Annotated in this window: 16 protein-coding genes and 2 pseudogenes; 14 read left to right on the top strand and 4 right to left on the bottom strand. The window is 61.0% G+C overall.

All coding sequences use genetic code 11. The features are described from left to right. Positions 1 to 62: 62 nt before the first annotated feature. From VAR608DRAFT_RS07030 to VAR608DRAFT_RS07020, 4 genes and pseudogenes are all read left to right on the top strand, one after another. On the top strand, positions 63 to 1,013 hold the full coding sequence (locus tag VAR608DRAFT_RS07030; protein ID WP_088953409.1) for a LysR family transcriptional regulator: 951 nt from the start codon (positions 63 to 65) through the stop codon (positions 1,011 to 1,013). Positions 1,014 to 1,231: 218 nt separating this feature from the next. After that, complete coding sequence (locus VAR608DRAFT_RS07025; protein WP_157730699.1) at positions 1,232 to 2,962, top strand: tannase/feruloyl esterase family alpha/beta hydrolase; 1,731 nt, start codon at positions 1,232 to 1,234, stop codon at positions 2,960 to 2,962. Between the two features lie 139 nt (positions 2,963 to 3,101). Beyond that, positions 3,102 to 3,243, top strand: a pseudogene (locus VAR608DRAFT_RS36820) (helix-turn-helix domain-containing protein); the annotation flags it as partial. 552 nt (positions 3,244 to 3,795) lie between these two features. Beyond that, positions 3,796 to 6,225 carry a DUF6351 family protein gene (locus VAR608DRAFT_RS07020; RefSeq protein ID WP_157730697.1) on the top strand — a complete coding sequence of 810 codons (2,430 nt, stop codon included), beginning with the start codon at positions 3,796 to 3,798 and terminating at the stop codon, positions 6,223 to 6,225. A gap of 208 nt (positions 6,226 to 6,433) precedes the next feature. Here the strand turns inward: VAR608DRAFT_RS07020 and VAR608DRAFT_RS37855 are convergent. Then, positions 6,434 to 6,535, bottom strand: a pseudogene (locus VAR608DRAFT_RS37855) (transposase); the annotation flags it as partial. A gap of 435 nt (positions 6,536 to 6,970) precedes the next feature. On the opposite strand from VAR608DRAFT_RS37855, the gene VAR608DRAFT_RS07010 reads away from it, so the two are divergent. Beyond that, entirely contained in the window at positions 6,971 to 8,707 is a 1,737-nt protein-coding gene (locus VAR608DRAFT_RS07010) for a tannase/feruloyl esterase family alpha/beta hydrolase (protein WP_172843812.1), read from the top strand. Positions 8,708 to 8,837: 130 nt separating this feature from the next. Next, positions 8,838 to 10,055 (top strand): ABC transporter substrate-binding protein, encoded by a 1,218-nt coding sequence (locus tag VAR608DRAFT_RS07005; protein ID WP_088953404.1) that lies wholly within the window; start codon positions 8,838 to 8,840, stop codon positions 10,053 to 10,055. A gap of 182 nt (positions 10,056 to 10,237) precedes the next feature. Here VAR608DRAFT_RS07005 and VAR608DRAFT_RS07000 read toward each other — a convergent pair whose 3' ends face one another. Beyond that, entirely contained in the window at positions 10,238 to 12,886 is a 2,649-nt protein-coding gene (locus tag VAR608DRAFT_RS07000; protein ID WP_088953403.1) for a LuxR C-terminal-related transcriptional regulator, read from the bottom strand. A gap of 158 nt (positions 12,887 to 13,044) precedes the next feature. Between VAR608DRAFT_RS07000 and VAR608DRAFT_RS06995 the strand changes: the two genes are divergently transcribed. Genes VAR608DRAFT_RS06995 through VAR608DRAFT_RS06960 form a run of 8 tightly spaced genes read left to right on the top strand, consistent with a single transcriptional unit; the run spans position 13,045 to position 20,609 of the window. Beyond that, positions 13,045 to 13,827: an SDR family NAD(P)-dependent oxidoreductase gene (locus tag VAR608DRAFT_RS06995; protein ID WP_088953402.1), complete on the top strand. Its 783-nt coding sequence runs from the start codon at positions 13,045 to 13,047 to the stop codon at positions 13,825 to 13,827. A gap of 32 nt (positions 13,828 to 13,859) precedes the next feature. Then, the gene (locus tag VAR608DRAFT_RS06990; RefSeq protein WP_088953401.1) at positions 13,860 to 15,038 is read left to right on the top strand and encodes an acetyl-CoA C-acetyltransferase; all 1,179 of its coding nucleotides are present in this window, start codon (positions 13,860 to 13,862) and stop codon (positions 15,036 to 15,038) included. Positions 15,039 to 15,074: 36 nt separating this feature from the next. Beyond that, positions 15,075 to 15,872, top strand: coding sequence for an ABC transporter ATP-binding protein (locus tag VAR608DRAFT_RS06985; RefSeq protein WP_088953400.1), 798 nt, complete (start codon positions 15,075 to 15,077; stop codon positions 15,870 to 15,872). Next, the gene (locus VAR608DRAFT_RS06980) at positions 15,869 to 16,585 is read left to right on the top strand and encodes an ABC transporter ATP-binding protein (RefSeq protein ID WP_088953399.1); all 717 of its coding nucleotides are present in this window, start codon (positions 15,869 to 15,871) and stop codon (positions 16,583 to 16,585) included. The genes VAR608DRAFT_RS06985 and VAR608DRAFT_RS06980 overlap by 4 nt, the downstream gene beginning before the upstream one ends. Before the next feature lies 1 nt (position 16,586). Next, entirely contained in the window at positions 16,587 to 17,459 is an 873-nt protein-coding gene (locus tag VAR608DRAFT_RS06975; RefSeq protein WP_088953398.1) for a branched-chain amino acid ABC transporter permease, read from the top strand. Between the two features lie 18 nt (positions 17,460 to 17,477). Next, complete coding sequence (locus tag VAR608DRAFT_RS06970; RefSeq protein WP_197700486.1) at positions 17,478 to 18,485, top strand: branched-chain amino acid ABC transporter permease; 1,008 nt, start codon at positions 17,478 to 17,480, stop codon at positions 18,483 to 18,485. Further along, a complete protein-coding gene (locus VAR608DRAFT_RS06965) occupies positions 18,482 to 19,504 on the top strand; it encodes a phosphotransferase family protein (protein ID WP_088953396.1) in 1,023 nt (340 codons plus the stop codon). Before VAR608DRAFT_RS06970 ends, VAR608DRAFT_RS06965 begins: the two co-directional genes overlap by 4 nt. A gap of 10 nt (positions 19,505 to 19,514) precedes the next feature. Beyond that, the gene (locus VAR608DRAFT_RS06960; protein WP_088953395.1) at positions 19,515 to 20,609 is read left to right on the top strand and encodes a CaiB/BaiF CoA transferase family protein; all 1,095 of its coding nucleotides are present in this window, start codon (positions 19,515 to 19,517) and stop codon (positions 20,607 to 20,609) included. A 5-nt stretch (positions 20,610 to 20,614) separates the two neighbouring features. Here VAR608DRAFT_RS06960 and VAR608DRAFT_RS06955 read toward each other — a convergent pair whose 3' ends face one another. Together VAR608DRAFT_RS06955 and VAR608DRAFT_RS06950 are read right to left on the bottom strand one after the other, a co-directional pair. Then, complete coding sequence (locus tag VAR608DRAFT_RS06955; protein ID WP_088953394.1) at positions 20,615 to 21,553, bottom strand: NAD(P)H-dependent flavin oxidoreductase; 939 nt, start codon at positions 21,551 to 21,553, stop codon at positions 20,615 to 20,617. Position 21,554: 1 nt separating this feature from the next. Beyond that, positions 21,555 to 23,111: an AMP-binding protein gene (locus VAR608DRAFT_RS06950; protein ID WP_088953393.1), complete on the bottom strand. Its 1,557-nt coding sequence runs from the start codon at positions 23,109 to 23,111 to the stop codon at positions 21,555 to 21,557. Positions 23,112 to 23,407: the final 296 nt, after the last annotated feature.

The following is a 23,407-nucleotide window of genomic DNA, read 5'->3' as shown; positions in this document are numbered from 1 at the left end:
AGACGGGGAAAGTTCCAGTAAACTGACTTCTTTGCCAGTTCACCTTCATAGGATTGAAACTTATGGTCAAGAAGGCGCTACTTGGCCAGGTCAGCGACACTGAGATTCGCCTGTTGAGGATCTTCAAGGCCGTCGTGGAATGCGGTGGACTGGCCGCCGCCGAACTCGAGTTGAACATCGGGCGCTCGACTGTGAGCCGTCACGTCAAGGATCTCGAAGAGCGGCTGGACCTCGTGCTATGTCGCCGCGGTCGTGCAGGATTTGCGCTCACGCCGGATGGACAGCGTGTCTACGAAGGGACCGTGCACCTGCTGGGGGCGATGGAGGCGTTTCGCTCGGGCGTCCGCGATATGCACGCTGAGCTCGTTGGCACGCTTTCCATCGGTCTTTTTGACAAGACGGTCACGAACCCAAAGGCGCACATCGGGGAAGCTGTTCGACGCTTTCGTCGCATCGCTCCCGAGGTAATGATTGATGTCGCGGTCGGCACGCTCAACGACATTGAATCGCGCGTCATCGATGGGCGACTCCATGTGGGGGTCATTCCAGATCATCGACGTTCGGAGAGCCTCGACTACGAAGAGCTCTTCGGCGAGACGATGCACCTCTATTGTGGCCGGCAACATCCACTGTTTGGAACCAGTCACCAGGAACTTTCCTGGAGCGAACTCGAAGACTACGACTACGCTGGTCTCGCATTCCACTCGCCGAATATGGAGGCCACGCATCGCTTTCGTCTGCGCCGAACCGCGACTGTGAGCGACCAGGAAGCCATTGCCTCACTGGTGCTGTCTGGGTGCTACATCGGCTTTCTGCCGGACCACTACGCGGCAACCTTTGTCGAAAGCGGGTTGATCCAGGAGGTCGCTCATCCGCAGTGCATGTACGAGGTTCAGTTTGTCGCGATCTCGCGTCGGACGCCACGTCCTGCGAGGCTCACGACGACGTTCTTGGATGCGTTGCGTCTAAGCCATCCCCGGCTTGGGGGTACGCCTGACCAAAGAAAGGTCTGAGCGACTCCACGATCTCGATTGCCTGCCCAGGCCGCGGCATCACCGCTGCAACTCAGACCGTAGCTGCACAAGCGGTCGACGCCGCCTGACCAACCTCTCAGATGGCCCTGAAATGCAAATTCGTCGGTTATGACGATGTTGCGCCTGATCGAGCCAAACCTAGCATCCGTCTCCCATACGGCCCGGCCAAGAGCCGATGCAATCAATCAGGAGACAAGATGAAAGTCCTCGATTCAACGGGCAACTTGCCCCGGATGAACACCACCATGCTTTCAGCCCTCGCGGGCGTGGCAATGCTGACGCTCGCTGCATGTGGTGGCGGCGGCAGCAGCGGCGGCGGTGCTGTGATACCCAGTTCGGCGCCAGCACCCGCTCCCGCGCCAACATCTGCGCCTGCTCCCCCTCCCACGCCAACTTCGATGCAGGTGGAGGGCGCCGCCGCTAAGTGTTCGGCGCTTTCTGGATCGAGCATTCCGGCGAGCGCGCTGGCGCTTCCTAGTCAAGGAGCAACGGTCACGTCAGCGCAGCTATCGCCGGCAGATGCGAGCGCTGGATTGCCCGAATTTTGCAAGGTGCTGGGTAGTGTGATTGCGACCGATGCGGCGGACCCGAAGATCAATTTCGAGGTCAATCTTCCGACGACTTGGAACTTCAAGGCGCTCCAATTGGGCGGCGCAGGCTTCAACGGGGTACTCATCACCGGGATCAGCGGTCCGTATGGCGGCGTTCAAAACGCCCCTAGCGACGCAAAGCTGCCGTTGGCGCAGAGCTATGTGACGTTTGGCAGTGACGGTGGCACCACCCCTGACGGCCTGTTCGGGACGAATGCCCAAGCGATGGCCAACTACTCAGGGGAAAGTGTCAAGCGCACTCACGATGCCGCCAACTACCTCATCTCGGCCTACTATGGCACGGCGCCACGCAGGATGTATCACATTGGAGGCTCCAAAGGAGGTCACGAGAGTCTTCAGGCAGCACAAAAGTACGGGGCCGACTATGACGGTATCGTTGGCTACTACCCCGCAAACCAGAATCAAGCCATGGTGTTGTCCTGGTTCCGGATGTGGAACGCAGCGTATTCGGTGCCCGGAGGTGCCCTCAACGCGGCCAAACAAGATCTGGTGAAAAGCAAGGTCTTGGAGGCGTGCGACGCTTTGGATGGGGTCGTCGACGGGATCATCGGCAATACGGAGGCATGCCGTGCTACGTTCGCCGTGAATAGCCTACGGTGCCCCGCCGGCGCGGATACCGGCGACACTTGCCTATCCGACGCGCAAATCAACACCCTGATGACTGGCGCAACGCCGCTGGAGTTCGCGTTCCCATTGTCGAATGGCGTTACCAGTATCGGGCCGTACCCAGTACTTGAGGCGGGGGATATGATGGGCATTCTGTTCGATCCCTATACGACTACCGGACAGTACTCCCTCTACTACCTTTCTGCCGACCCGGTCATCAGGACCTTCATTCAGCAAGATCCCAACAGCGTGACGTTGGGCTTCGACTACCGAAACTGGCAGAGCCGAGTCCAACAACTCTCTGCTCTTCTCGATGCGACCAACCCCAACTTGGATGCATTCAAGGACCGAGGCGGAAAATTCTTGCTTATCCAGGGTACAACCGACATGCTGGTCTCGCCCTATATGACGACGGCCTACTACAACCGCGTGGTCTCTCGGTATGGCGACTCCACTGGGACCTTCCTGCGTTACTACGTTCAGCCAGGTTTTGGACACGGTAGCGGCGCTTTCGCGCTGAAGTGGGACTCACTTGCAGCGATCGACAGTTGGGTGGAGTCGGGCCAAGCTCCGGTCGATCCGGTTGTCAAAGATGGAAATGCTGCGAATGGCGGGCGTACTCGTCCGCTGTGCGAATACCCGTTGTTCCCGAAGTACAAAGGAAGCGGTGACGTGAACAGTGCTTCCAGCTTCACCTGCGCATCTGCCTAGCCGAACTCGGTAGACGCCTGCCACGCGTGGGCGTGGCCCAGATTTGAAGGTTCAATAGGTCGTTGCAGGTGTTGAGCCGGAGAAGTTTTGAGAGACTGGAAATCGCCAAACCCCCAGTCAACTCACCAACCAAGTCCGGATGAACACCCATAAGAATGCCCGATTGACCTACCTGCGCCGCCTGGAGATGGTTCATCACGGAACGCGGTGCCAGTGCATCAGAGGCAGCCGCTTCGCATGGCGTCAGCGCTGTCACCGCCCGCAAGTGGCTGGGCCGATATTCGACCGCGGTACCTCGCTGGCGGCCCCTTGTCGCGCAGCGCGCACAAGCCTGCACCGATCGCACAGAAATCGCTCGTGCGCGCACCGTTGCAGAGCGTCTCTCGGTGTCCAGCGCGGGACGAACCGGCTGCAGTTGAGCAATGCAGTCACTGGCCATCCCAGTGCGAACTTACTACGGGCTTACTGCGGGCGAATGGGCATGGCATCTGGACCGGATCGCCATTCGCGGGTCACGGATTCAGGTACTCGGACAGTCACGCCATTGGCTGAGACGACCGGTCTGGCACCGCAGAGTCGTCAGTAGGTGGTTTGCCGCGGTGCCGCAATGCCACGAGTGCCTTAGCGTCGCCTCGTCTGGCGCCACGCTTTGCCGTAATCGTCGGTTCTGACGATAGACGTGCGGCAGGCACGTCTGGAATATGCGCCGATAGCTCGGAAGCCCAGTGCCGGGCTGCCTTGCGAGACGGGCGCCAGTGCGAGCACGAAGTCTCTCCACGACAAGTGCCGCCCGAGGTGCCGGACCCTAGTACCACCAAGTAGCGGAGATGACTATGCAACTCAGAGTCCCTTTCTCATGCGCGATCGTGTTCGGCCTTTTGACAGGAGCGGGTGCCATCACGGCATCGGCGCACGACTCGGACGGCTGGAACGATGACGGCTTTTGGCGACATGGGCGCAATGACGATAGGCTGGGGGGGCCTGCTGTGCCGAAAATCCTCGTTCTTTCAAACCGTGCAGACTTGGTCTCCGGAGGCGACGCTCTGGTTGAGATCAAGTGGCCGAATGGAAGCAACCTCAAAAATGCCAAAGTTTCACTCAATGGTCGATCGCTGACCGACTCGTTCGCTGTACGGCCCAATGGCAGATACATGGGCTTGATCAGTGGCCTGAGGGAAGGCCCCAACATCTTGACCGCACAGGTGCCGGGCCGGGCCGCTCAGATCACGATTACCAACCATCCGAGTGGTGGGCCCGTGTTCTCCGGTGCTCAGCTGCAGCCGTGGATTTGCGCGACCCAGGCCTCCATGACGGTCAATGTGACTGGGAACGCCGGCCAGCAGGGCACCGCGAACACAATCGCAAGCGGATTGAATACGAGTCCAGCTACGAACGATCCGCCAGGAGCATCGAAATGCGAGACGCCGCCCACATACACGTACTACTACAAGAGGACAACCGCGCCAGCGAACTGCAACTTCGCAGTGACCGGAGCCAATGCGTGCTTCACGGCATATACGCCGGGCAGCCCTGCCACGGTGCCAGCGGACGCCGCCAACATAACAAACGACCGCGGCGACACCGTCAAGTACCTGATCCGCGTGGAACGCGGTTCCATCAATCGCGGCATCTATGAGCTGGTCACACTGTACGACCCGCGCGACGCCAATGTCGCGTGGTTGCCGCCCAAGGGTTGGAACCAGAAGCTCTATTGGCGATTCGGCGGTGGCGGCGGAGCGTCACGATTCGAGTCGGCTCCTTCCGATTTCCTGAACGTTTTCACCCCCCCGATTGGCATCGATCCAAACGCCAACATCTTCCGGACTGCGCTCGAGCGCGGCTTCATGATCGCCATCTCCCCGCAGACCGACGGCCTGACAACGACCAACGCCACTGTTTCGGCAGAGACCATCATGATGGTCAAAGAACGGATCGTTGAGCAATATGGCGAAATCCGTTACACCATGAGCGACGGGGGCTCGGGCGGGTCTGTGATGCAGCATTCCATTGCCTCGGCATACCCTGGATTGCTACAAGGCGTTCAACCAACGCTCGCCTTTCCCGACGAGAAGTCCGTTCATATCGAGATCACCGACTGCGGCCTGCTGCAAGCTACGTCAGCGCAGTTCCCTGGAAGCCCTGGGTACTACAGCAGGCCGGGCCCCGGCGCGTCGCTGACTGAGGACCAGAAGTCTGCGATCAATGGGCACATGAACACCAAGTTCTGCAATTCGTGGATAGGCTCGTTCGGAAACTTCGACAATCCGAGGGTCAACAATTGCGGGAATGCTTTCCCCGTGGGGCAGTTTCCGACTGCGCTGACGTACAACCCAACCACGAACAAGAACGGCCTTCGTTGTGACGACGTCGAGCACGTCCAATCGCAGGTCGGGAGATTCGTTGATTCGGACGGCGTCCTCAAGACCAGAGCACCATATGACAACGTCGGCGTGCAGTACGGGCTCAAGGCGCTGACAGCCGGCGTGATCACCGCGGAGGATTTCGTGAGCCTCAACGAAGGCATTGGTGGATTTGACCTCGATCTGGTCTGGCACCCGACCCGCATGAAGTCGGATTCCTCGACCTTGAAGACCTACTACACCGGTGGACTCGTCAGCGACGGCAGGCAACTCGCCAAGGTGGCGATCGTCGAGCGGCGCGTGAACAACAACCCCGATGGCGACAATCACATGAATCATGGCTCGCTTGGAATCCGTGACCGACTTGATCGGGATCATGGCAGTCACGCGAACCACATGCTTTGGCTCGAGAACGACGTCAGCGACACCGTGCTCGAAAGCTTCAACACCCTCGACGCATGGCTGCACGCGATCGAGCTCGACGACAGCGTTTCTCCGATCGAAGCAAAAGTCGTCGCTCATAAGCCCGTCGTCGCTGGGTCCCCGGACGGCGACTTCTGTAAGCTTGATAGTGGAACACGTGTGGGCATCTTCGATGCGAATTGCCCGGTGAAGTTCTACAAATCACCGCGCATGGCAGCCGGCGGCCCGATCGCGGAGAACGTCTTCAAATGTCAATTGAAACCGTTCAACCCGAGCAGCGCGGATTACAACGGGGTGATTTTCGGTGCTGCTCAGATCGCCAGACTAAATGCCGTGTTCTCTGAAGGCGTATGCGATTGGACCAAGCCTGGTGTGGAGCAACAGCCCGTCAATCCGTGGACCACCTTTGAAGCGGGGCCAGGAGGCGTGCGGCTCCCGCGCCCACCCACATCCGAGGCGCTGGAGTACGGGCGGGACTAGACCGGCCAGCGGGCCGACCGGGCCGCTGGCCACGCTCGCACCGACTCGGCGGATTCGCCGACCAGCTCCTCGTAGTTCCGTCGCCTCTCCTCCGCCACTACTGGGCGAGTACACGGACACCATCCTCTGGAAACTCGGCTGCGGCCGTGGCGACATTGAAGTGCCGCGGCTGTACGAGTTCCGCTGATGACATGTCCGCAGGCAAGGCGTGCGGGACCAATCCGATCCAAGCCGCGAACTGGCGCGCGTTCTTGAAATTGCTTGGATCGTCGGAGCTGGCCGTGATGGAGCCAATGCCGGGGATGGTCTCGTCGGCTGACTTCGCTGCCGTGATACCACAGTTGGATCTCCTTCTCCAGCTCTTGGACTTGCTGGTCCAGCGCCTCGAGGCGCTGCAGTAGCCGGTCAATCAGGAGCCCAACCCGAGCCGGTAGTTCGTTGCTGGCGTCTTCGAACACCTCGGGCTCCCGCATAGATATTGCGGATTCCCTGGGGCACGATTTGTCCAAACTCGCCCAGCAGCCCGTGAATTTGATTGGCTTGGTCGGCATCACCGCTGCAACCTCAGACCGGAAGGTTTGCCCAAGCGGTCAACGATGCCGCCGCCGGCGACTGACCAACCCCTAGACAGCCATGAAATGCAAATTCGTCGGTTAGGACGATGTTGGGCCTGAATAAGCCAAATCTAGCATCCGACTTCCATACAGGCCGGCCGCGAGCCGAATGCAATCAACCAGGAGACAAGATGGAAGTCCTCGATTCAATAAGCACGTCGTCCCGCAAGAATGCTGCCATGCGTTCCGTTCTCGCCGGCTTGGCGACGCTGACGCTCGCTGCGTGCGGTGGCGGCAGCAACGGAGGCGTCGTGATACCAACTGCTGCACCAGCACCAGCACCAGCACCCGCTCCGGCACCATCACCCGCTCCCGCACCTGCCCCCGCGCCGACCTCCATGCAGGTGCAGGGAGCTGCAGCGAAATGCTCGGCCATTTCAGGAACGAGCATTCCGGCCAGCGCCCTTGCGCTTCCCAGCCAGGGAGCAACCATCACCTCGGCGCAGCTGACTGCAGCCGACACGAGCGCTGGATTGCCCGAGTTCTGCAAGGTGCTCGGTAGCGTCATCGCGACGAACACGGCAGACCCGAAGATCAACTTCGAGGTCAATCTTCCGACGACGTGGAACTTCAAGGCGCTCCAGATAGGCGGCGGAGGTTTTAACGGGCTGCTGATCACCGGGATAAGCGGTCCGCTCGGCGGCGTTCCAAACGCGCCCAGTGATGCCCAACTTCCATTGGCACAGAACTATGTGACGTTCGGCAGTGACGGTGGCACCACCTTTGACGGCACGTTCGGGTTGAACGCGCAAGCGATGGCGAACTATTCAGGGGAGAGTATCAAGCGCACGCACGACGCGGCAACGTACCTCATCTCGTCCTACTATGGCACCGCGCCCCGGCGCATGTACCACATTGGGCACTCCAAAGGGGGGCACGAAAGCCTTCAGGCAGCCCAGAAGTACGGGGCGGACTACGACGGTATCGTGGCCTACTACCCCGCAAACCAGAACCAGGCAATGGTGTTGTCTTGGTTCCGCATGTGGAGCGCGGCGTATTCGACACCTGGAGGGGCCCTCAACCCCGCCAAGCAAGCGTTGGTGAAAGCGAAGGTGATGGAGGCGTGCGACGCCTTGGATGGGGTCGTCGACGGGATCATTGGCAATACGGAGGCATGCCACGCGACCTTTGCCGTGAACAACCTGCGCTGCCCGGGGGGAGCGGATACCGGTGACACCTGTCTGTCCGATGTGCAGATCAACACCCTGATGACCGGGGCCACGCCGCTTGAGTTCACGTTCCCATTGTCGAATGGCGTCACCAGCATCGGCCCCTATCCTGTGTTCGATGGTGGTGATATGACAGGCATCCTGTTCGACCCCATGGGGACGGATGGAACGAAGGCCATCTACTACGGCTTCGATGAACCAGTCATCAAGTACTTCATCCAGCAAGATCCGAACAGTGTCACCACGGGCTTCGACTACCGAAACTGGCAGAGCCGGGTTCAACAGCTCTCCAATCTCCTCGATGCGACCAACCCAAACTTGGACACGTACAAGGCGCGTGGCGGAAAGCTTCTGCTGATCCAGGGTACGACCGACATGCTGGTCTCGCCCTACATGACGACGGCGTACTACAACCGCGTGGCCGCCCGATACGGTGATTCGCTCAAGAGCTTCCTGCGCTACTACGTTCAGCCAGGCTTCGGGCATGCTGGCGGCACCTTCGCTCTGCAGTGGGATTCGCTCTCGGCCATCGACACCTGGGTAGAGTCTGGCCAGGCTCCGGTTGATCCCGTCGTCAAGGATGGAAATCCTGCCACTGCTGGCCGAACCCGTCCGATGTGCGAGTACCCGTTGTTCCCCAAGTACAAGGGATCTGGAGACGTCAACAGTGCGGCCAACTTCGCCTGCGCGGCGAGCTGAGCGTCGGCGAGGTGCCTCAGCGTGTCGCGGCGACCTGTTCGGATGGGCTTCTGCCGCGCGCGTCGCCGCCGTCCCGAGCGCTCCTCCTTCACTTCAACCGATTTCATCAATTTACCAAGGAGGCTCGTGAATGAGCGCCATCCTGAATCGCCGCACCTTTTCATTGGTGCTATCCGCAGCCGCCATGGCCGCAGTTTCCCTGTCTGCCGCAGCACAAAAGCGCTATGACCCGGGGGCATCCGACGCCGAGATCAAGATCGGCAATATGGTTCCCTACTCCGGCCCGGTGTCTTCGTATGGCACCATCGGAAAGGCTGCAGGCGCCTACCTCGCAAAGGTGAACGCGGAGGGGGGTGTAAATGGTCGCAAGATCAACTTCATCTCGCTTGACGATGCCTACACGCCAGCGAAATCGGTGGAGCAGGCGCGAAAGCTGGTCGAACAGGACGAAGTCCTGGCCATCTTCCTGCCCGTAGGAACCGCCTCGAATATCGCCATTCAGAAATACTTGAACGTGAAAAAGGTTCCCCAGCTCTTCGTGGGAGCCGGCGGCGTCCGCTTCGGTGAGATCGAGAAGAATCCGTGGACCATTGGCTGGCAGCCAACCTACTACGCCGAAGCGAAGGCATACGGTCAACATATCGCGCAGACAAAGCCCAAGGCGAAGGTCGCTGTGCTGATGCAGAACGACGACTACGGCAAGGAATTTCAGAAGGGGATTCTGGACGGCCTTGGCGATATGGCGAAGAACGTCATCTTCCAAACCTACGAGACGACCGATCCGACCATCGACAGTCAGATCGTTTCGCTCAAGGGCACGGGCGCCGAGGTGCTGATCTTGGTGACCACGCCGCGTTTTGGCGCCATGGCGATCAAGAAGGCAGCTGAAATTGGGTGGACGCCGACTCGGTACCTCTCGAGCACTTCACAGTCCCTCGGTTCGGTCTTGAAGCCTGCAGGTCTGGACGCGTCGAAGGGGATCATCAGCGCAACCTATATGCGCGACCCCACCGACCCCGCGACCCAGGCAACCAAGGAGTACCAAGACTACGCGGCGGTGCTCAAGCAATATGTACCCGCAGCAGATCCGACGGATTCGCTGAACATCATTGGATACAGCGCCGCGCAGACCTTGGTGCAGACGCTCAAGCAGGCGGGCGACAACCTCAGTCGCGAGAATCTGATGAAACAGGCGCTCAATCTGAACATGACCCTGCCGATGCTGTACCCTGGCATCGACGTTCAGACCTCGGCAACTGACAGCTACCCCATCGACAAGCTGCAACTGATTCAGTTCAACGGATCTCGCTACGAGCCGTTTGGCTCATTGATTGCCGCAGGTCGTTGAGGCGATGTAGCGACCGCTGCTGGTGCGCTGGAAGCATCGCACCGCCATGGCTCCATACCCCGAGTGCTGGCATGTCAGCGGCGACGTCGCGCGATCCTATATGGCGGCGACCGGAGCGGACGTCCAGAACAGGCTCGGCCGATCGATCGCCAGCAGGACCTTGTCATGATCCTGCTGATCGCTTAGCGGATCAGGCCGCGCCGGCGCGCGATCGCCACAGCTTGGGTTCGGCTATGGCATTGCAACTTGGTGTTGATGTTCCTCAAATGCGTGCGCACTGTGCTATCGGAGACAAAGAGCTTCTCTGCCATCGCAGTATTTGAATAGCCCTCGGCGAGCAACTGCAGGATGCGGATCTCCTTTCGGGTGAGCAACTCCACCTCACCTCCGCCGCCCTCGACGCTTTCTTCGTCTGCGCCGGCCGGTCCAACCAACTCAAGAAGTCGTTCTACGTACTCTCGCAAGATCGGATCCTGACCGAGTTCTGGTGCGGATGTGTGGACCCGACGTAGCAACGAGCCCAACGCCGGTCCTTCGTCCAGCAACAGGCGCACAAATCCCTCGCGATTGGCGTCCTGAAGAACCAGTATGCCCTCCTGGGTCGCGCGGCCAACGTCGCCCGAGCGCAAGAAGGCGAGAGAAAGCAGCAGGCGAAGTTTGAGCGCCCGATGGTTCCGCTGTGCCGTTCGCGCGTGATGGATGGCCGCCTCGAGTTCGGCGATGTGTTGCGCAGGTTCGCCAAAATACAACCCGACGCGCACCTGTCCCACAAGCACATCATCAACGTCCTGGGCGGGTCGATATTGGTCCTGCGCCGCTGCCCAGACCTGAGGGTCGGCACCGCGAGCCAACTCTTCACGCGCTGCAGAGGCGTGCCCCTGCAGCACCAGCAGGCGCGAGCGCTCCAGCTTCGCGCTTGCCGTGACGCGGGGAAGGTGGCGCTCATGACCGAGGTATTCCAGTTCGGTGAGTGCTTGCAGTGCGGCATCCACATCACCGCGCTGGAACGCAATGCGTGATCGCATGCGATAACTCGAAATCATGTGGTCGGGGAGACCGACATCCCGGGCGAGCGGGAGGTAGACGTTGAGCAGACGCTCTGCCGCAGGCATGTCGTTCGCCTCGTACACGACACCCGCATAAGGGACGCCGGCCCACGCGTTGCCATGCGTATAGTTGTAGGTCGCCGCTCCCGAAGAGGATGTGATCGCCATGCGAAAACGTGCCGTCGCCTGACGCAGCCGTCCCTCGCGCAGATCGAGGAAGCCTTGTACGGTTTCCGTGTACATGCGGTTGAAGGCGCTGCTGCCTTGAGTGCGCCGCGCCTCTTCAAGGAAATGCTGCGCTTCCTGGCGCTCGCCGGCGACGGAGACGATATGGGCCATGGCATTGAGCAGGACGGTGTCCACGAATGCGTTTCCAGAGTTCAGATGCTGAACTCCGAAACGTCCTGCCGCGTGCGCCTCATCGTAGCGGTCCATCATGGCCAACAGAACGGGCAGCAGAACACGCACATGGGCCTGCACCTGTGGGTCCGGGCTCTGCCGACAACCGGACGCTTCCAGCCACGCCATGGCGGTCCACGGTCCCTGACTGAAGGTACGCGCCCAGACCGCGATGACCTGCATCAATGGTCGTTCTCGCAGCAAGGTAGACGGGATCGCTGAGAACCACCTGTCCAGAAGCCGCATCCGCCCTTGCTCGAGCAACGCGTGTGCGCATTCTTCCAGCAACAGCAACGCGTGCGGGTGGTCGCCGCCTTCGATCGCGTGGTCGATGGCGGGAACGGGTCGACTCTGTGATTCGTACCAGCCAGACGCGGCGAGGTGCAATCGTGCAAGTTCGTCCGGGCGCTCTCGCTCAAGCAGCTTGCGCAGAAAGTCGGCGAACAGGCTGTGATACCGGTAGAGGTCCGGCTCGCCTTCGACCTGTACCAGGAAGACGTTGTCCCTTTCGAGCTTCCGCAGGATGGACGCGCAATCGACCTGTGGAAGCAATGCCTGGCAGACAGGGGCGCTGAGGTGCCGCAGAATGCTGGTTCGCAAGAGGAAATCGCGCACCGGTGGATCCTGTTGGGCGAGGACTTCTTCAGTAAGGTAGTCTGCGACCTCGCGCTCTGATGATGGCAGTCTCGCCATCAAGTCACTGGGCGTCCCATGGCGCTGAAAGGCCAGAGACAGAAGCCAAAGGGCCGCGCCCCATCCCTCCGTCTTCTCGTGCGCCTTGTCCACGGTCAGCAGCGAAAGTTCCGTCCCCCGCAGCTTGAAGAATTCTGCCGTCTCTTCAGGCGTGAATCTCAGCAGTTCCGTGTCGAGTTCGAGCAATTGGCCACGAGCCCGCAAGCGTCCCAAGCCAAGATCTGGCAGCGTGCGCGAGCCGATGATGATCTGCCCGTTGCGCGGTAGGTGCTCGAGCAGTTCGCGAACCATGCCCATGACCCCGCCCTCGCGAATGATCTCGAAATCGTCAAGGAACAGGGCAAAGGGTGGCTGATCCAATGCCAACTGGGCGAGAACGTCCCGATCCTGATCATGCTCGTGGCCCAACTGCTTTATCGCCTCAGAGACCCCAGCCAGGAAGCGCGGCACGTCGTTGTCTGCGTTGTCGAGGGTGAGCCACGCGGTGGCCACGCCATGGGCCTGCAAGGCCTCGCGCAACTGAACCATGGCAGTGGTCTTGCCAAAGCCGGCGGGCGCCCGCACCAGGACGAGTTTGACTGCGCCAGCACGCGCGAGCCGATCAGCAAGGCGGTCTCGCCGGACTTCTGCCGAGCGCTGCACAAGCGGCGCCAGTTTCGCGGAGGAGATGGGGGGGGAGGGGGCGGGTTTCATGGCATCACCAGGGGAGCAGGGGGCGACGTAGCTGGCGGAATGATCTCACAGCAAGGCCCGCGGGGATTTCGTCATTTCCGACGATGGTTCCGCAAGGACCTCCTTCTTAGACTCGTCCTACCGGAGGCATGTCGCCTTCCCCGAACAAGACCGTCACTATGCAACTCGATTCATCCATTGCCGCTGTCGTCACTGGCGGTGCCTCAGGCCTGGGCGCGGCGACCGCGCGCCGGCTTGCCGCACGCGGTGTCAAGGTCGCCCTTTTTGACCTGAATTCCGAGGCGGGCGAAGCCCTGGCGCGGGACCTCGGTGGCGTTTTCTGCCAGGTCGACGTCACCTCTGAGGAGCAGGTGGAAAAGGCCTTCGCGAAGGCACGCGCGGCTCACGGCCAGGAGCGAATCCTGATCAACTGCGCAGGCACTGGCAATGCGGTCAAGACGGCCAGCCGTGACAAGAATACGGGCGAGATTCGCCACTTCCCACTCGCCAACTTCGAGAAAACCATCCAGATCAATCTGATCGGCACTTTCCGCTGCATTGCAAAATCAGCTGCCGGCATGCTGGCCTTGGATCCCACGGCAAACGGCGAGCGTGGCGTCATCGTGAATACGGCTTCGGTCGCCGCGCAAGATGGTCAAGCTGGGCAGGCTGCATACACCGCTTCGAAGGCGGGGATTGTTGGCATGACGTTGCCGATTGCGCGGGACCTCATGGACGAGGGGATTCGCGTGAACACGATCTTGCCAGGAATCTTCAACACCCCCTTGATGCAAGGCGCGCCGGACAAGGTGAAGACTTCGCTCGCAGCTTCGGTGCCGTTCCCCAAGCGCTTTGGCGAACCGGAAGAGTTCGGAGAGCTCGCCGAGTTCATGGTCACCTGCGGTTATCTGAACGGCGAGAGCGTTCGCCTGGATGGCGCAATCCGGATGGCGCCGCGTTGAGCGCCTGAATAGCAACTTTCCAAGGAAAATTCATGGCTGAAGCCTTCATCGTCGCCGCCCGCCGCACTGCCGGAGGCCGCCGCAACGGACGCCTCGCTGGCTGGCACCCCGCTGATCTTGCCGGGCGCGTTTTGGACTCTCTGGTCGAGGACACGAAGATCGATCCGTCGGCGATCGAAGATGTGATCATGGGCTGCGTTGGCCAGGTTGGCGAGCAATCGATGAACGTCGCGAGAAATGCGGTGTTGTCATCCAAACTTCCTGAGTCGGTTCCCGCCACATCCATCGACCGTCAGTGCGGGTCTTCGCAGCAGGCACTGCATTTCGCTGCGCAGGCAGTGATGTCGGGCACGATGGACTGCGTCATCGCCGCCGGCGTGGAAAGCATGACCCGTGTGCCTATGTTCACGGCGAGCGACCTGCCCCGCAAGGCCGGTCTCGGTGAGTACCTCGGCGCCCAGATGCGGGCGCGCTATCCCGACGTGCAGTTCAGCCAGTTCTCGGGCGCCGAGATGATCGCCCGCAAGTATGGCCTCTCGAAGCTGCAGTTGGACGAGTACGCGCTGGAGAGCCATCGCCGCGCGATGGTGGCGACCAAGGAGGGGCTCTTCGCACAGGAGATCCTTCCCGTGGAAGTTCGCCGCGCCGACGGAAGCGGCGGCGAGGAGCTGCACACGGTGGACGAGGGCATCCGCTTTGACGCGACCCTGGACGCAATCGCCGGCGTCAAGCTGCTTCAAGAGGGCGGCGTCATCTCCGCGGCCAATGCCAGCCAGATCTGTGATGGCGCAACGGGCGTGATGGTGGTCAGTGAGCGTGCGTTGAAGGATTTTGGTCTCAAGCCTCTGGCGCGTATTCACCACATGTCCGTACTAGGACACGACCCTGTGATCATGCTCGAGGCACCCATCCCCGCCACGGAAGCCGCGCTGCGCAAAGCCGGCTTGAGCATCAATGACATCGACGCCTACGAGGTGAACGAAGCGTTTGCCCCAGTACCGCTTGCCTGGCTGAAGGCGATTGGCGCCGACTCGGCACGGTTGAATGTCCACGGTGGCGCCATTGCGCTGGGGCACCCGCTGGGCGCCTCGGGCACCAAGCTGATGACGACTTTGATCAATGTCCTTCGTCAACGAGGCGGTCGGTACGGCCTGCAGACGATGTGCGAGGGCGGTGGAATGGCCAACGTCACGATCATCGAGCGCCTCTGATACACGGAGGCCGCGGCTGAGACGCCGGGAGACGCAATGAGTAAAGAAAATGGAGACGAGCCGCTGCTGTCGGTCAACAACGTATCGGTGCGCTTCGGTGGCATCGTTGCCCTGGACGGGGTTAGCTTTGATGTGCTGCGCGGCGAAGTGCGAGGCTTGATCGGTCCGAATGGAGCGGGCAAGAGTTCGCTGTTCAACTGCCTCTCGCGACTCTATCGCTGCGACACTGGCACGATCCACTTCGATGGCCGAGTTCTGTCCGAGCAGCCGCGGCATCGGATCGCAGCGCTGGGCGTCGGTCGCACGTTTCAGAACGTCGCGCTGTTCAGCTCGATGACGGTGCGTGAAAACGTGTTGATCGGAACGCACGCGCACCACCACGCTGGATTCTGGCGCGACGCATTGCGTTTGCCAGGGGCTGCGCGCGCCGAGCGCGCAGCCCGTGAACGCGCCGATCGCGCGATAGAACTGCTGCGGCTTCAGCCTTTTTCGGAGCGGGTTGTGGCCGATCTTCCATTCGGTACGCAGAAGCGAGTAGAGCTGGCTCGCGCCCTCGCATGCGAGCCCTCTCTGCTGTTGCTGGATGAGCCTGCCTGCGGACTCAACCACGAAGAACTGGGTGGCCTCGGTGAATTGATCCTCGAGATTCGCCGCAGCCTGAACCTGACGATCCTGTTGGTCGAACACCACATGGGATTGGTCATGAGCGTCTGCGATCGAATCGTGGCGCTGAATTTCGGCCGCAAGATTGCGGACGGAAGTCCCGCATCGGTTCGCAGCGACCCGGAAGTGATCCGAGCGTATCTCGGCGACGAGCAAGGAGCGACTGCATGAGCCGGCTTCTCGAAGTGCGCAGCCTTCATGCCGCCTACGGCGTCACCGAAGTTCTGCATGGAATCGATCTCGACGTCGAGGAGGGCCAAGTCACGGCGCTGCTCGGAGCAAATGGCGCAGGGAAGACCACGACGCTTCGCGCAATTTGCCACTACCAGGTTCGAACAAGCGGCCGAATCCTGTTCCGTGGTCACCGCATCGACGCGCGCTCCACCGAACAGATCGCAGCTCTAGGCGTGGGACATGTTCCAGACGGTCGGGGCACCTTCCTTGCCCTGAGTGCAGAGGAGAACCTCTTGTTGGGCGGTCATGCGCGGCGGGATCGTCGGGCGGTGGCAGACGACCTCGAGCGAATGTTCAGCTACTTTCCTCGGCTCAAGGAGCGCCGCCGGCAGCAGGCGGGCACGCTTTCGGGGGGCGAGCAGCAGATGCTTGCAATCGCCAGGGCACTCATGGGTCGCCCGGCCTTGCTACTGCTTGACGAACCTTCCTTCGGCTTGGCCCCTTTGATTGTGAAGGACATCTTCGAGATCATGCGGCGCATCCGAGTCGAGGAGAAGGTGGCCATTCTGCTGGTGGAGCAGAACGCGCGTATCGCCCTCGAGTTGGCAGACAACGCCTATTTGCTGGAGACGGGCCGAGTGGTGAAGAGCGGAACCAGCCAAGAGCTGCGCAACGACGACGCCATCCGGCGTGCGTACCTGGGAGACTGATGTGGAAATTTTCATCCAGCAACTCGTAGCGGGCCTCTCTACCGGTGGCATCTATGCGTGTGTCGCCCTGGCCCTCGTCATGATCTATCAGGCCACGCACCAGGTGAACTTTGCCCAGGGTGAAATGGCCGTGTTCTCGACCTTTCTGGCGTGGACCATGATCCAAGCCGGCGTCCCGTACTGGATTGCATTCTTCGGCACTGTCGTTCTTTCCTTCGCACTGGGTGCAGCTGTGGAGTTCGCGATCATTCGGCCGTTGCACAAGGCACCTGAACTCAGCGTGGTTGTGGTGTTCATCGCCCTTCTGATCATCTTCCATAGTGCGTCAGGTTGGCTCTTTGGCACGCAGATCAAGGAGTTTCCGACTCCCTTCGCGAAGGATGCCTGGTACGGCAGTTCGCTGATGTCGCCGCACCAGGTGGGAACGATATTCGTGGCGCTGTGCCTTGTCGCGGCGGTCTTTACCTTCTTTCGATTCACGACGCTGGGTTTGAGGATGAGAGCGGCTGCCCAGAACCCCGGTTCATCACGGCTCCTCGGGGTACATGTCGGGCGCATGCTGATGCTCGGTTGGGGTCTCGCGGCCGCCATTGGAGCAGTCGCCGGGATGATGGTTGCACCCGTCGTCTTCCTTGACCCAAGCATGATGATCGGGGTACTGATCTATGCCTTCGCGGGTGCCCTCATCGGGGGCATCGACAACCCGCTCGGGGCGATCGTGGGCGGCTTTCTGGTCGGCGTTCTCGAAAACCTGATCGGCACCTACATCGTGGGTACGGAACTGAAGCTTTCCGTCGCGCTCGTCTTGATCGTGGGCGTTCTCATTGTCCGTCCCGCGGGCCTGCTTGGCCGGCGGATTGTCCAACGTGTCTGAGGTTGACGGATGCTATCCATGACTTCCACCGCTTCGTCTGGCCTGCGCGTGAGTTCTTCAACGGGAGGTCGAAGCAGTACGCCCTGGGTCCTTGCGTTGCTTGTAGCGGCCGCGTCTCTTGCGTTTCTGGCCAAGGGGTATGTCCTTTTTCAAGCCACGATGGTGCTTTCCTACGCAATCGCGCTGGTCGGCTTGAACCTCCTTACCGGCTACAACGGCCAGATCTCTTTGGGGCACGGTGCCTTCTACGCGATCGGCGCGTACACCGTGGGCATCCTGATGGACAAGGGGAATGTCCCATACTGGATCTGCGTTCCGGCAGCCGGAGTAGTCTGCCTCGGGGCGGGCTACGCCTTCGGACGTCCCGCCCTCAAGCTGCAAGGCCTGTACCTGGCTCTTGCGACATTCACGCTGGGGGTGGTGACGCCTCAACTCCTCAAGTACAAGCATCTTGAGCATTGGACCGGGGGCGTGGGCGGCATCGTACTGACCAAGCCGGAGGCACCCTTCGGGCTACCGATCAGTGCTGACCAGTGGCTCTACCTGTTTTCCCTGGCCGTCACGACCGTGATGTTCCTGCTGGCTCGCAATCTGATTGACAGTGGAACCGGGCGCGCCATCCGCGCAATTCGTGACCATGCCCTGGCTGCGGAATCCATGGGCGTCGACAACAGCCACTACAAGTCCATGACGTTTGGCGTTTCAGCAGCGTTCACGGGGGTGGGAGGCGGCCTGTCGGCCCTCGCGGTCCAGTTCGTTTCGCCGGACTCGTTCACGATGTTCCTGTCGATCACTCTTTTGGTTGGGGTAGTGGTCGGCGGGGTGGGCACGCTCTGGGGGGGCCTCTTCGGCGCTGCGTTCATCATGTTCGTGCCCGCTCTGGCCGAGAAGGTTTCCAAGGACGCCGCTTGGGGAGTCTATGGCGTTGTATTGATTCTCTTCGTATTCGTTCTGCCCGGTGGCGTCATGGGCCTGATCAATCGCCTGCGCCAGCGACGCGCGTCGGCGAACGGCGGGGCGGCATGATGTCGGACTATGGTTTTGAACCCCAGGTCTTGGGGGCATGGCTGCGGGAGCGACTGCCTGAGTTGAAAGGGGAGATGCGCCTTGAACGCATCGGTGGCGGACAGTCGAATCCGACCTTTTTCGTCACCTTTGCCCAGGGACCTCAGTTGGTGTTGCGCAAGCAGCCGCCCGGTGAACTGCTCAAATCCGCCCATGCCGTGGATCGCGAGTACCGCATTCTGCGGGCGCTGAAGGACACCGATGTCCCCGTCCCGCCGGCGCTGTTCTTTTGCGATGACCGTGAAGTGATTGGCACGCCCTTCTATGTGATGGAGAGGTTGCATGGCAGGGTGATGAGCAACTACGCGTTGCCGGAGCTCGCACCACGGGAGAGAAGAGGCTACCTCTTCGAGCTGGCTCAAACCCTTGCCCGGCTGCATGCTGTAAATTGGTCCGCCGTTGGCTTGGACGATTTTGGCAAGCCTGGCAACTTCTTCGAGCGTCAAATTGCGCGTTGGACTCGCCAGTGGGAGGCATCGAAGACCGCCGAGAACGAGGACGTCGAAAGACTGATCGCGTGGCTGCCGAAGAATATCCCGGCAGGAGACGAAACGACGATTGCCCACGGTGACTATCGGCTCGGAAACGTCATGTTCCATCCGAGCGAGCCTCGCATCATCGCTGTGCTTGACTGGGAATTGTCCACATTGGGACATCCGTTGGCCGATGCGGCCTACAGCAGCCTTCCCTGGCTGACGGAGCCCGACGTATTCGAAGGATTGCGAGGGCTGGACCTGCGCGCAGAGCAGCTGCCTTCTCAGGCCGAGTACCTCGCTGCCTACCGGGATGCCAGTGGTCGCAACCAGGTCGTGCATCCGTTCCATCACGCTTTTTCATTGTTCCGCTTCGCTGTGATCCTGGAAGGCATCACGGCCCGGGCGAAGGCCGGCAATGCCGCTGGCCAGGACGCCGTCTCCGTTGGCAGGCTTTCGTCGCGCTTCGCACGCTACGGCGCGGAGCTGATCGTCAGAGAAGGATAGAGAGGAATACATGGCCGGACCACTTGCTGGACTGAAGGTATTGGAGTTCGCAGGCATCGGCCCAGCGCCGTTCTGCGCGATGGTGCTCGGCGACCTTGGGGCCGATGTGATCCGGCTCGCTCGTCCCGGGACGAGCACCGACGCTCGCGACGTCACGACGAGAAACCGACGAACTGTGACCCTGGATTTGCGATCGGAAGGCGCTGTTGAGCAGGCACTCGAGCTTGTCGCCGCGGCAGACTGCCTGATCGAGGGATTTCGGCCAGGCGTGATGGAGAAACTTGGCCTGGGGCCCAAGGAGTGCTTGGCTGCCAATCCAAGGCTGATCTACGGTCGGATGACCGGGTGGGGGCAACACGGTCCGCTTTCACACGCTGCCGGCCACGATATCAACTACATCGCCATCACCGGTGCCCTGCATGCCATCGGGCGTGCCGACGATACGCCGCCGCCGCCGCTCAACTATGTCGGGGATTTCGGTGGCGGGGGCATGTTGCTCGCGGTGGGACTGCTCGCAGCCTTGAACGAAGCCGCGCGCTCGGGTCGCGGGCAGGTCGTGGATGCGGCCATGACGGATGGCACCGCACTTCTCTCTGCCTTCATGTATGGCATGAAGGCGATGGGACAATGGAGCAACCAGCGAGGGGAGAATCTCCTTGATGGGGGAGCGCACTTCTACGATACCTACGCCTGCGCGGATGGCAAATTCGTCGCGATTGGTGCAATCGAGCCTCAGTTCTATGCGGAGTTCTGTCAGCGCTGCGGCATAGATGATCCCTTGTTCAAGGGACAGATGGATGCTTCTCGATGGCCGCTCCTGAAGATTCGGCTGGCTGACGTGTTCCGGACGCGTACCAGGGATGAATGGTGCGAGGTCCTGGAGGGAACCGACGCCTGCTTTGCGCCGGTCCTCGATTGGGATGAGGCACCCAAGCACCCGCACAATGCTGCGCGGGGGACCTACGTCACCCTTGACGGGGTGCTGCAACCGGCGCCGGCGCCCCGATTTTCTCGAACCAGCAATTCGACGCCCCATGCTGCCGCTGCAACCTCGATGGACGACGCATTGCACGCTTGGCGTGCGCCCGTCGCCGCTGGCCCTTGAAAAGTTCAGCGGCAGGTTTCCTGCCGCGCCTTCAGGTACTCACGCTCCAGGCGGAGCACGGTTTCGGCGACACCCTCAACCGTTTGGACGCCAGAAACTGAGTGTCCTGCACTCCAGATGTCTTTCCAGCGACGGGGTTCGGTGCCTCCGGCGCCAAAAAGCCGAGACGCCCCTTCCTCGCTCAATCCAGCGGGTAAGGCGAGGGGATCGAGGCCTGCAGCAACGACAGAGGGGCGAAGCATGTTGGCTGGAAGTCCGGTGAAGGCATCGCTGAGAAGCACGTCATCGAATTCGCTGTCAACAAGCATCTGCTTGTATTCCGATGGAGCTCGGCTTTCCCGCGTGGCGATGAAACGCGTGCCCATGTAGGCGAGATCGCATCCAAGGGCTCGCGCCGCCCACAGCGCATACCCGTCAGACATTCCGCCTGCGAGAACAATCGGTCCGGAGTAGAAACGCCGCATCGCGCGCGCAAAGGAAAATCCGTTGGCCCAACCGGTTTGGCCGCCCGCCCCGGCGCTAAGAAGCACCAGGCCGTCCACACCCGCGTCGATGGCTTTCTGAGCGTGCCGAAGCGAAGCCACGTCCGCGAAAACCTTGCATCCAACCGCGTGCAAAGGAGCTACCACTGCGCTTGGTGAACCGACGCTCGTGATGACAAGTTCAACCCGATGCTTGATGAGCAGGTCCAACTGCCTGCTCAGATGCTCGTGCTTGATGATGAGATTCGGGCAGAACGGCGCGTCCGAATCATGCAGAGCAGCTCCGATGGTGCCGAGCCATTCATCGAGTTCCTCGAGGTCGCGGCAATTCGCTGCGGGGAAGGCCCCGACAACGCCGGCTCGACAGGCTGCGATGACGAGCTCCGGCCCTGAAACGCGGAACATGGGCGCGGCGATAAGCGGCAAACGCAAGCGAGCAGCAAAGCTTTCCGGCAGCGCCATCTCAAGCGACCTGTCTTCCGGACTCAGACCAATGCGGAGCACGCAGCGCCTTCTTGTCGACTTTTCCAAGGGCCGTCAATGGCAGCGATTCAACCGTCTGAACCTGCTTTGGCGCGTGCTGTGCGCCTTTGCGCTCCTTCACCATCCGAATCAAGCGCTCGGCGTCGATTTGCATTCCGCCGCGGGGGACGACAACGGCCAAAACGGCCTCGCCCCATTTGGCGTCGGGTACACCGATGACCGCGGCGGCGGCGACAGCCGGATCCATCGTGAGCACGTCCTCAATCTCCCGCGGGTACACGTTAAACCCGCCACTCACGATCATGTCCTTCTTCCTGTCGACGATGAAGAGATGACCCTTGTCATCAAGGCGAGCGATGTCGCCCGTATGCAACCAGCCGTCGAGGATGGTCTCTCTGGTAAGGTCTTCGCACTGCCAGTACTCGTCCATGACGTGGGGGGCTCGCACGCAGATTTCGCCCGCTTCACCGGCGGGAACCTGAAGACCCTCCATGTCGAGCAGAGCCACCTCGGCGGAGGCTACTGGAATACCGCACGAGGCGAAAATCTCGGCTCTTCGTGGATCATGATCAGACTTCCTGAGGAGACTGATGGGATAGCACTCGGTTTGGCCATACAGTTGCGAGAAGACGGGTCCGATCCGTTCGATGGCCTCGGTCAGCCGAGTCGGCGACATAGGCGAAGCGTAGAGGACCAGTTCGAGAGAGCGCAGGTCCGACTGCGAAAGCGCGGGATGATCCAGCAAGGTGTAGACCATTGTGGGAACCAACAACGTCATGTTGATCCTGTCGCGTTCAACCGTGGCCATGAATTCTGCGGGATCGAAGCGCTGCATCAGATGCACCGTTCCGCCACGGTGGAGCACGGGGGCAATCTTCGTGCCGGCAACGTGGCTGATTGGCGCCGCGGCCAAGTAACGCGGCGTTGTTGGCAACTCGAAATCCGTCAGGATCGCGCGCCACATCGCAGCGTGCGCTCTCTGCCGGCGAACCGCGGCCTTGGACTTGCCAGTCGTGCCGCCGGTGTAGTTGAAGGTCGCGATATCGTCCGAAAGCGCGAGGTCTTGGACGGAAGCGGCGCCAACCTTCCGGCTCGCCACGATCAGGTCCTGTCCGAAGTCCGATGGACCAAGGGTCAAGATCCGCACCGAATCCAGCCGGCCCGCCAGATTTCTGCCGCGCTCCGCGAACGTGCTCGCATCGACAATCAGCAGATCCGGTCGGGCATCAGCTAGCTGCGCCAAATGGTCGTCCAGGGCGGCGAGCGGGTGCAACCAGGTGGCAGAGCCCCCAAGGGCTTGCACTGCAGCCTCGGCGCACCAGGCATCTGCGCGATTGCCACTCAAGAACGCAACACGCAAGCGCCCTGGCCTTCCTTCGGACACGACCGATTGCATCCTCCCGATCAGATCGAGCACGCCCGCATAGGTGAGCTGTCCGTCTTTCCAAGCGAACGCGATGCGGTCAGGGTACCGGCGCAGCGAACGCAGCAAAAGCGACGAAGCGGTGGGACCTTCATGGACGGAAGGTTGGGTCATGGTGTCTCCGAATGTTTCTTGTGGAGCTTGGCCGCAGGAGCAAGGGGAGGGGCCGCTGCAGGCGGAGGCGCTAGTGTGGTGCGCTCGAAATCATTGCACTTGCGTAGCTAGGCATGTTTCCTCCATTCAGGAATCGCCGACCATTCCGTTCGTCCGGACCGCGATGCGTGGAATCGCGCGCTCCATTGGGGAGGACACAGAACGGCCGGTCTTCGAGACTTGCCCAGATGCATGCACGAATGCACGCAACGACAATCCGAGAGTCCTGTGCCAAGGGCACGCTTCGCAGGGTTATC

It is taken from the genome of Variovorax sp. HW608, assembly GCF_900090195.1.
Taxonomy (GTDB): domain Bacteria; phylum Pseudomonadota; class Gammaproteobacteria; order Burkholderiales; family Burkholderiaceae_C; genus Variovorax.
The sequence above is the reverse complement of the archived record's forward strand: the minus strand, read 5'-3'. Positions and strand labels throughout refer to the sequence as shown.

Excerpts from the sequence above, each read along its gene's own strand:
- VAR608DRAFT_RS07030 (WP_088953409.1), top strand. The coding sequence starts at position 63 with ATGGTCAAGAAGGCGCTACTTGGCCAGGTCAGCGACACTGAGATTCGC.
- VAR608DRAFT_RS07025 (WP_157730699.1), top strand. The coding sequence starts at position 1,232 with ATGAAAGTCCTCGATTCAACGGGCAACTTGCCCCGGATGAACACCACC.
- VAR608DRAFT_RS07020 (WP_157730697.1), top strand. The coding sequence starts at position 3,796 with ATGCAACTCAGAGTCCCTTTCTCATGCGCGATCGTGTTCGGCCTTTTG.
- VAR608DRAFT_RS07010 (WP_172843812.1), top strand. The coding sequence starts at position 6,971 with ATGGAAGTCCTCGATTCAATAAGCACGTCGTCCCGCAAGAATGCTGCC.
- VAR608DRAFT_RS07005 (WP_088953404.1), top strand. The coding sequence starts at position 8,838 with ATGAGCGCCATCCTGAATCGCCGCACCTTTTCATTGGTGCTATCCGCA.
- VAR608DRAFT_RS07000 (WP_088953403.1), bottom strand. The coding sequence starts at position 12,886 with ATGAAACCCGCCCCCTCCCCCCCCATCTCCTCCGCGAAACTGGCGCCG.
- VAR608DRAFT_RS06995 (WP_088953402.1), top strand. The coding sequence starts at position 13,045 with ATGCAACTCGATTCATCCATTGCCGCTGTCGTCACTGGCGGTGCCTCA.
- VAR608DRAFT_RS06990 (WP_088953401.1), top strand. The coding sequence starts at position 13,860 with ATGGCTGAAGCCTTCATCGTCGCCGCCCGCCGCACTGCCGGAGGCCGC.
- VAR608DRAFT_RS06985 (WP_088953400.1), top strand. The coding sequence starts at position 15,075 with ATGAGTAAAGAAAATGGAGACGAGCCGCTGCTGTCGGTCAACAACGTA.
- VAR608DRAFT_RS06980 (WP_088953399.1), top strand. The coding sequence starts at position 15,869 with ATGAGCCGGCTTCTCGAAGTGCGCAGCCTTCATGCCGCCTACGGCGTC.
- VAR608DRAFT_RS06970 (WP_197700486.1), top strand. The coding sequence starts at position 17,478 with ATGACTTCCACCGCTTCGTCTGGCCTGCGCGTGAGTTCTTCAACGGGA.
- VAR608DRAFT_RS06965 (WP_088953396.1), top strand. The coding sequence starts at position 18,482 with ATGATGTCGGACTATGGTTTTGAACCCCAGGTCTTGGGGGCATGGCTG.
- VAR608DRAFT_RS06960 (WP_088953395.1), top strand. The coding sequence starts at position 19,515 with ATGGCCGGACCACTTGCTGGACTGAAGGTATTGGAGTTCGCAGGCATC.
- VAR608DRAFT_RS06955 (WP_088953394.1), bottom strand. The coding sequence starts at position 21,553 with ATGGCGCTGCCGGAAAGCTTTGCTGCTCGCTTGCGTTTGCCGCTTATC.
- VAR608DRAFT_RS06950 (WP_088953393.1), bottom strand. The coding sequence starts at position 23,111 with ATGACCCAACCTTCCGTCCATGAAGGTCCCACCGCTTCGTCGCTTTTG.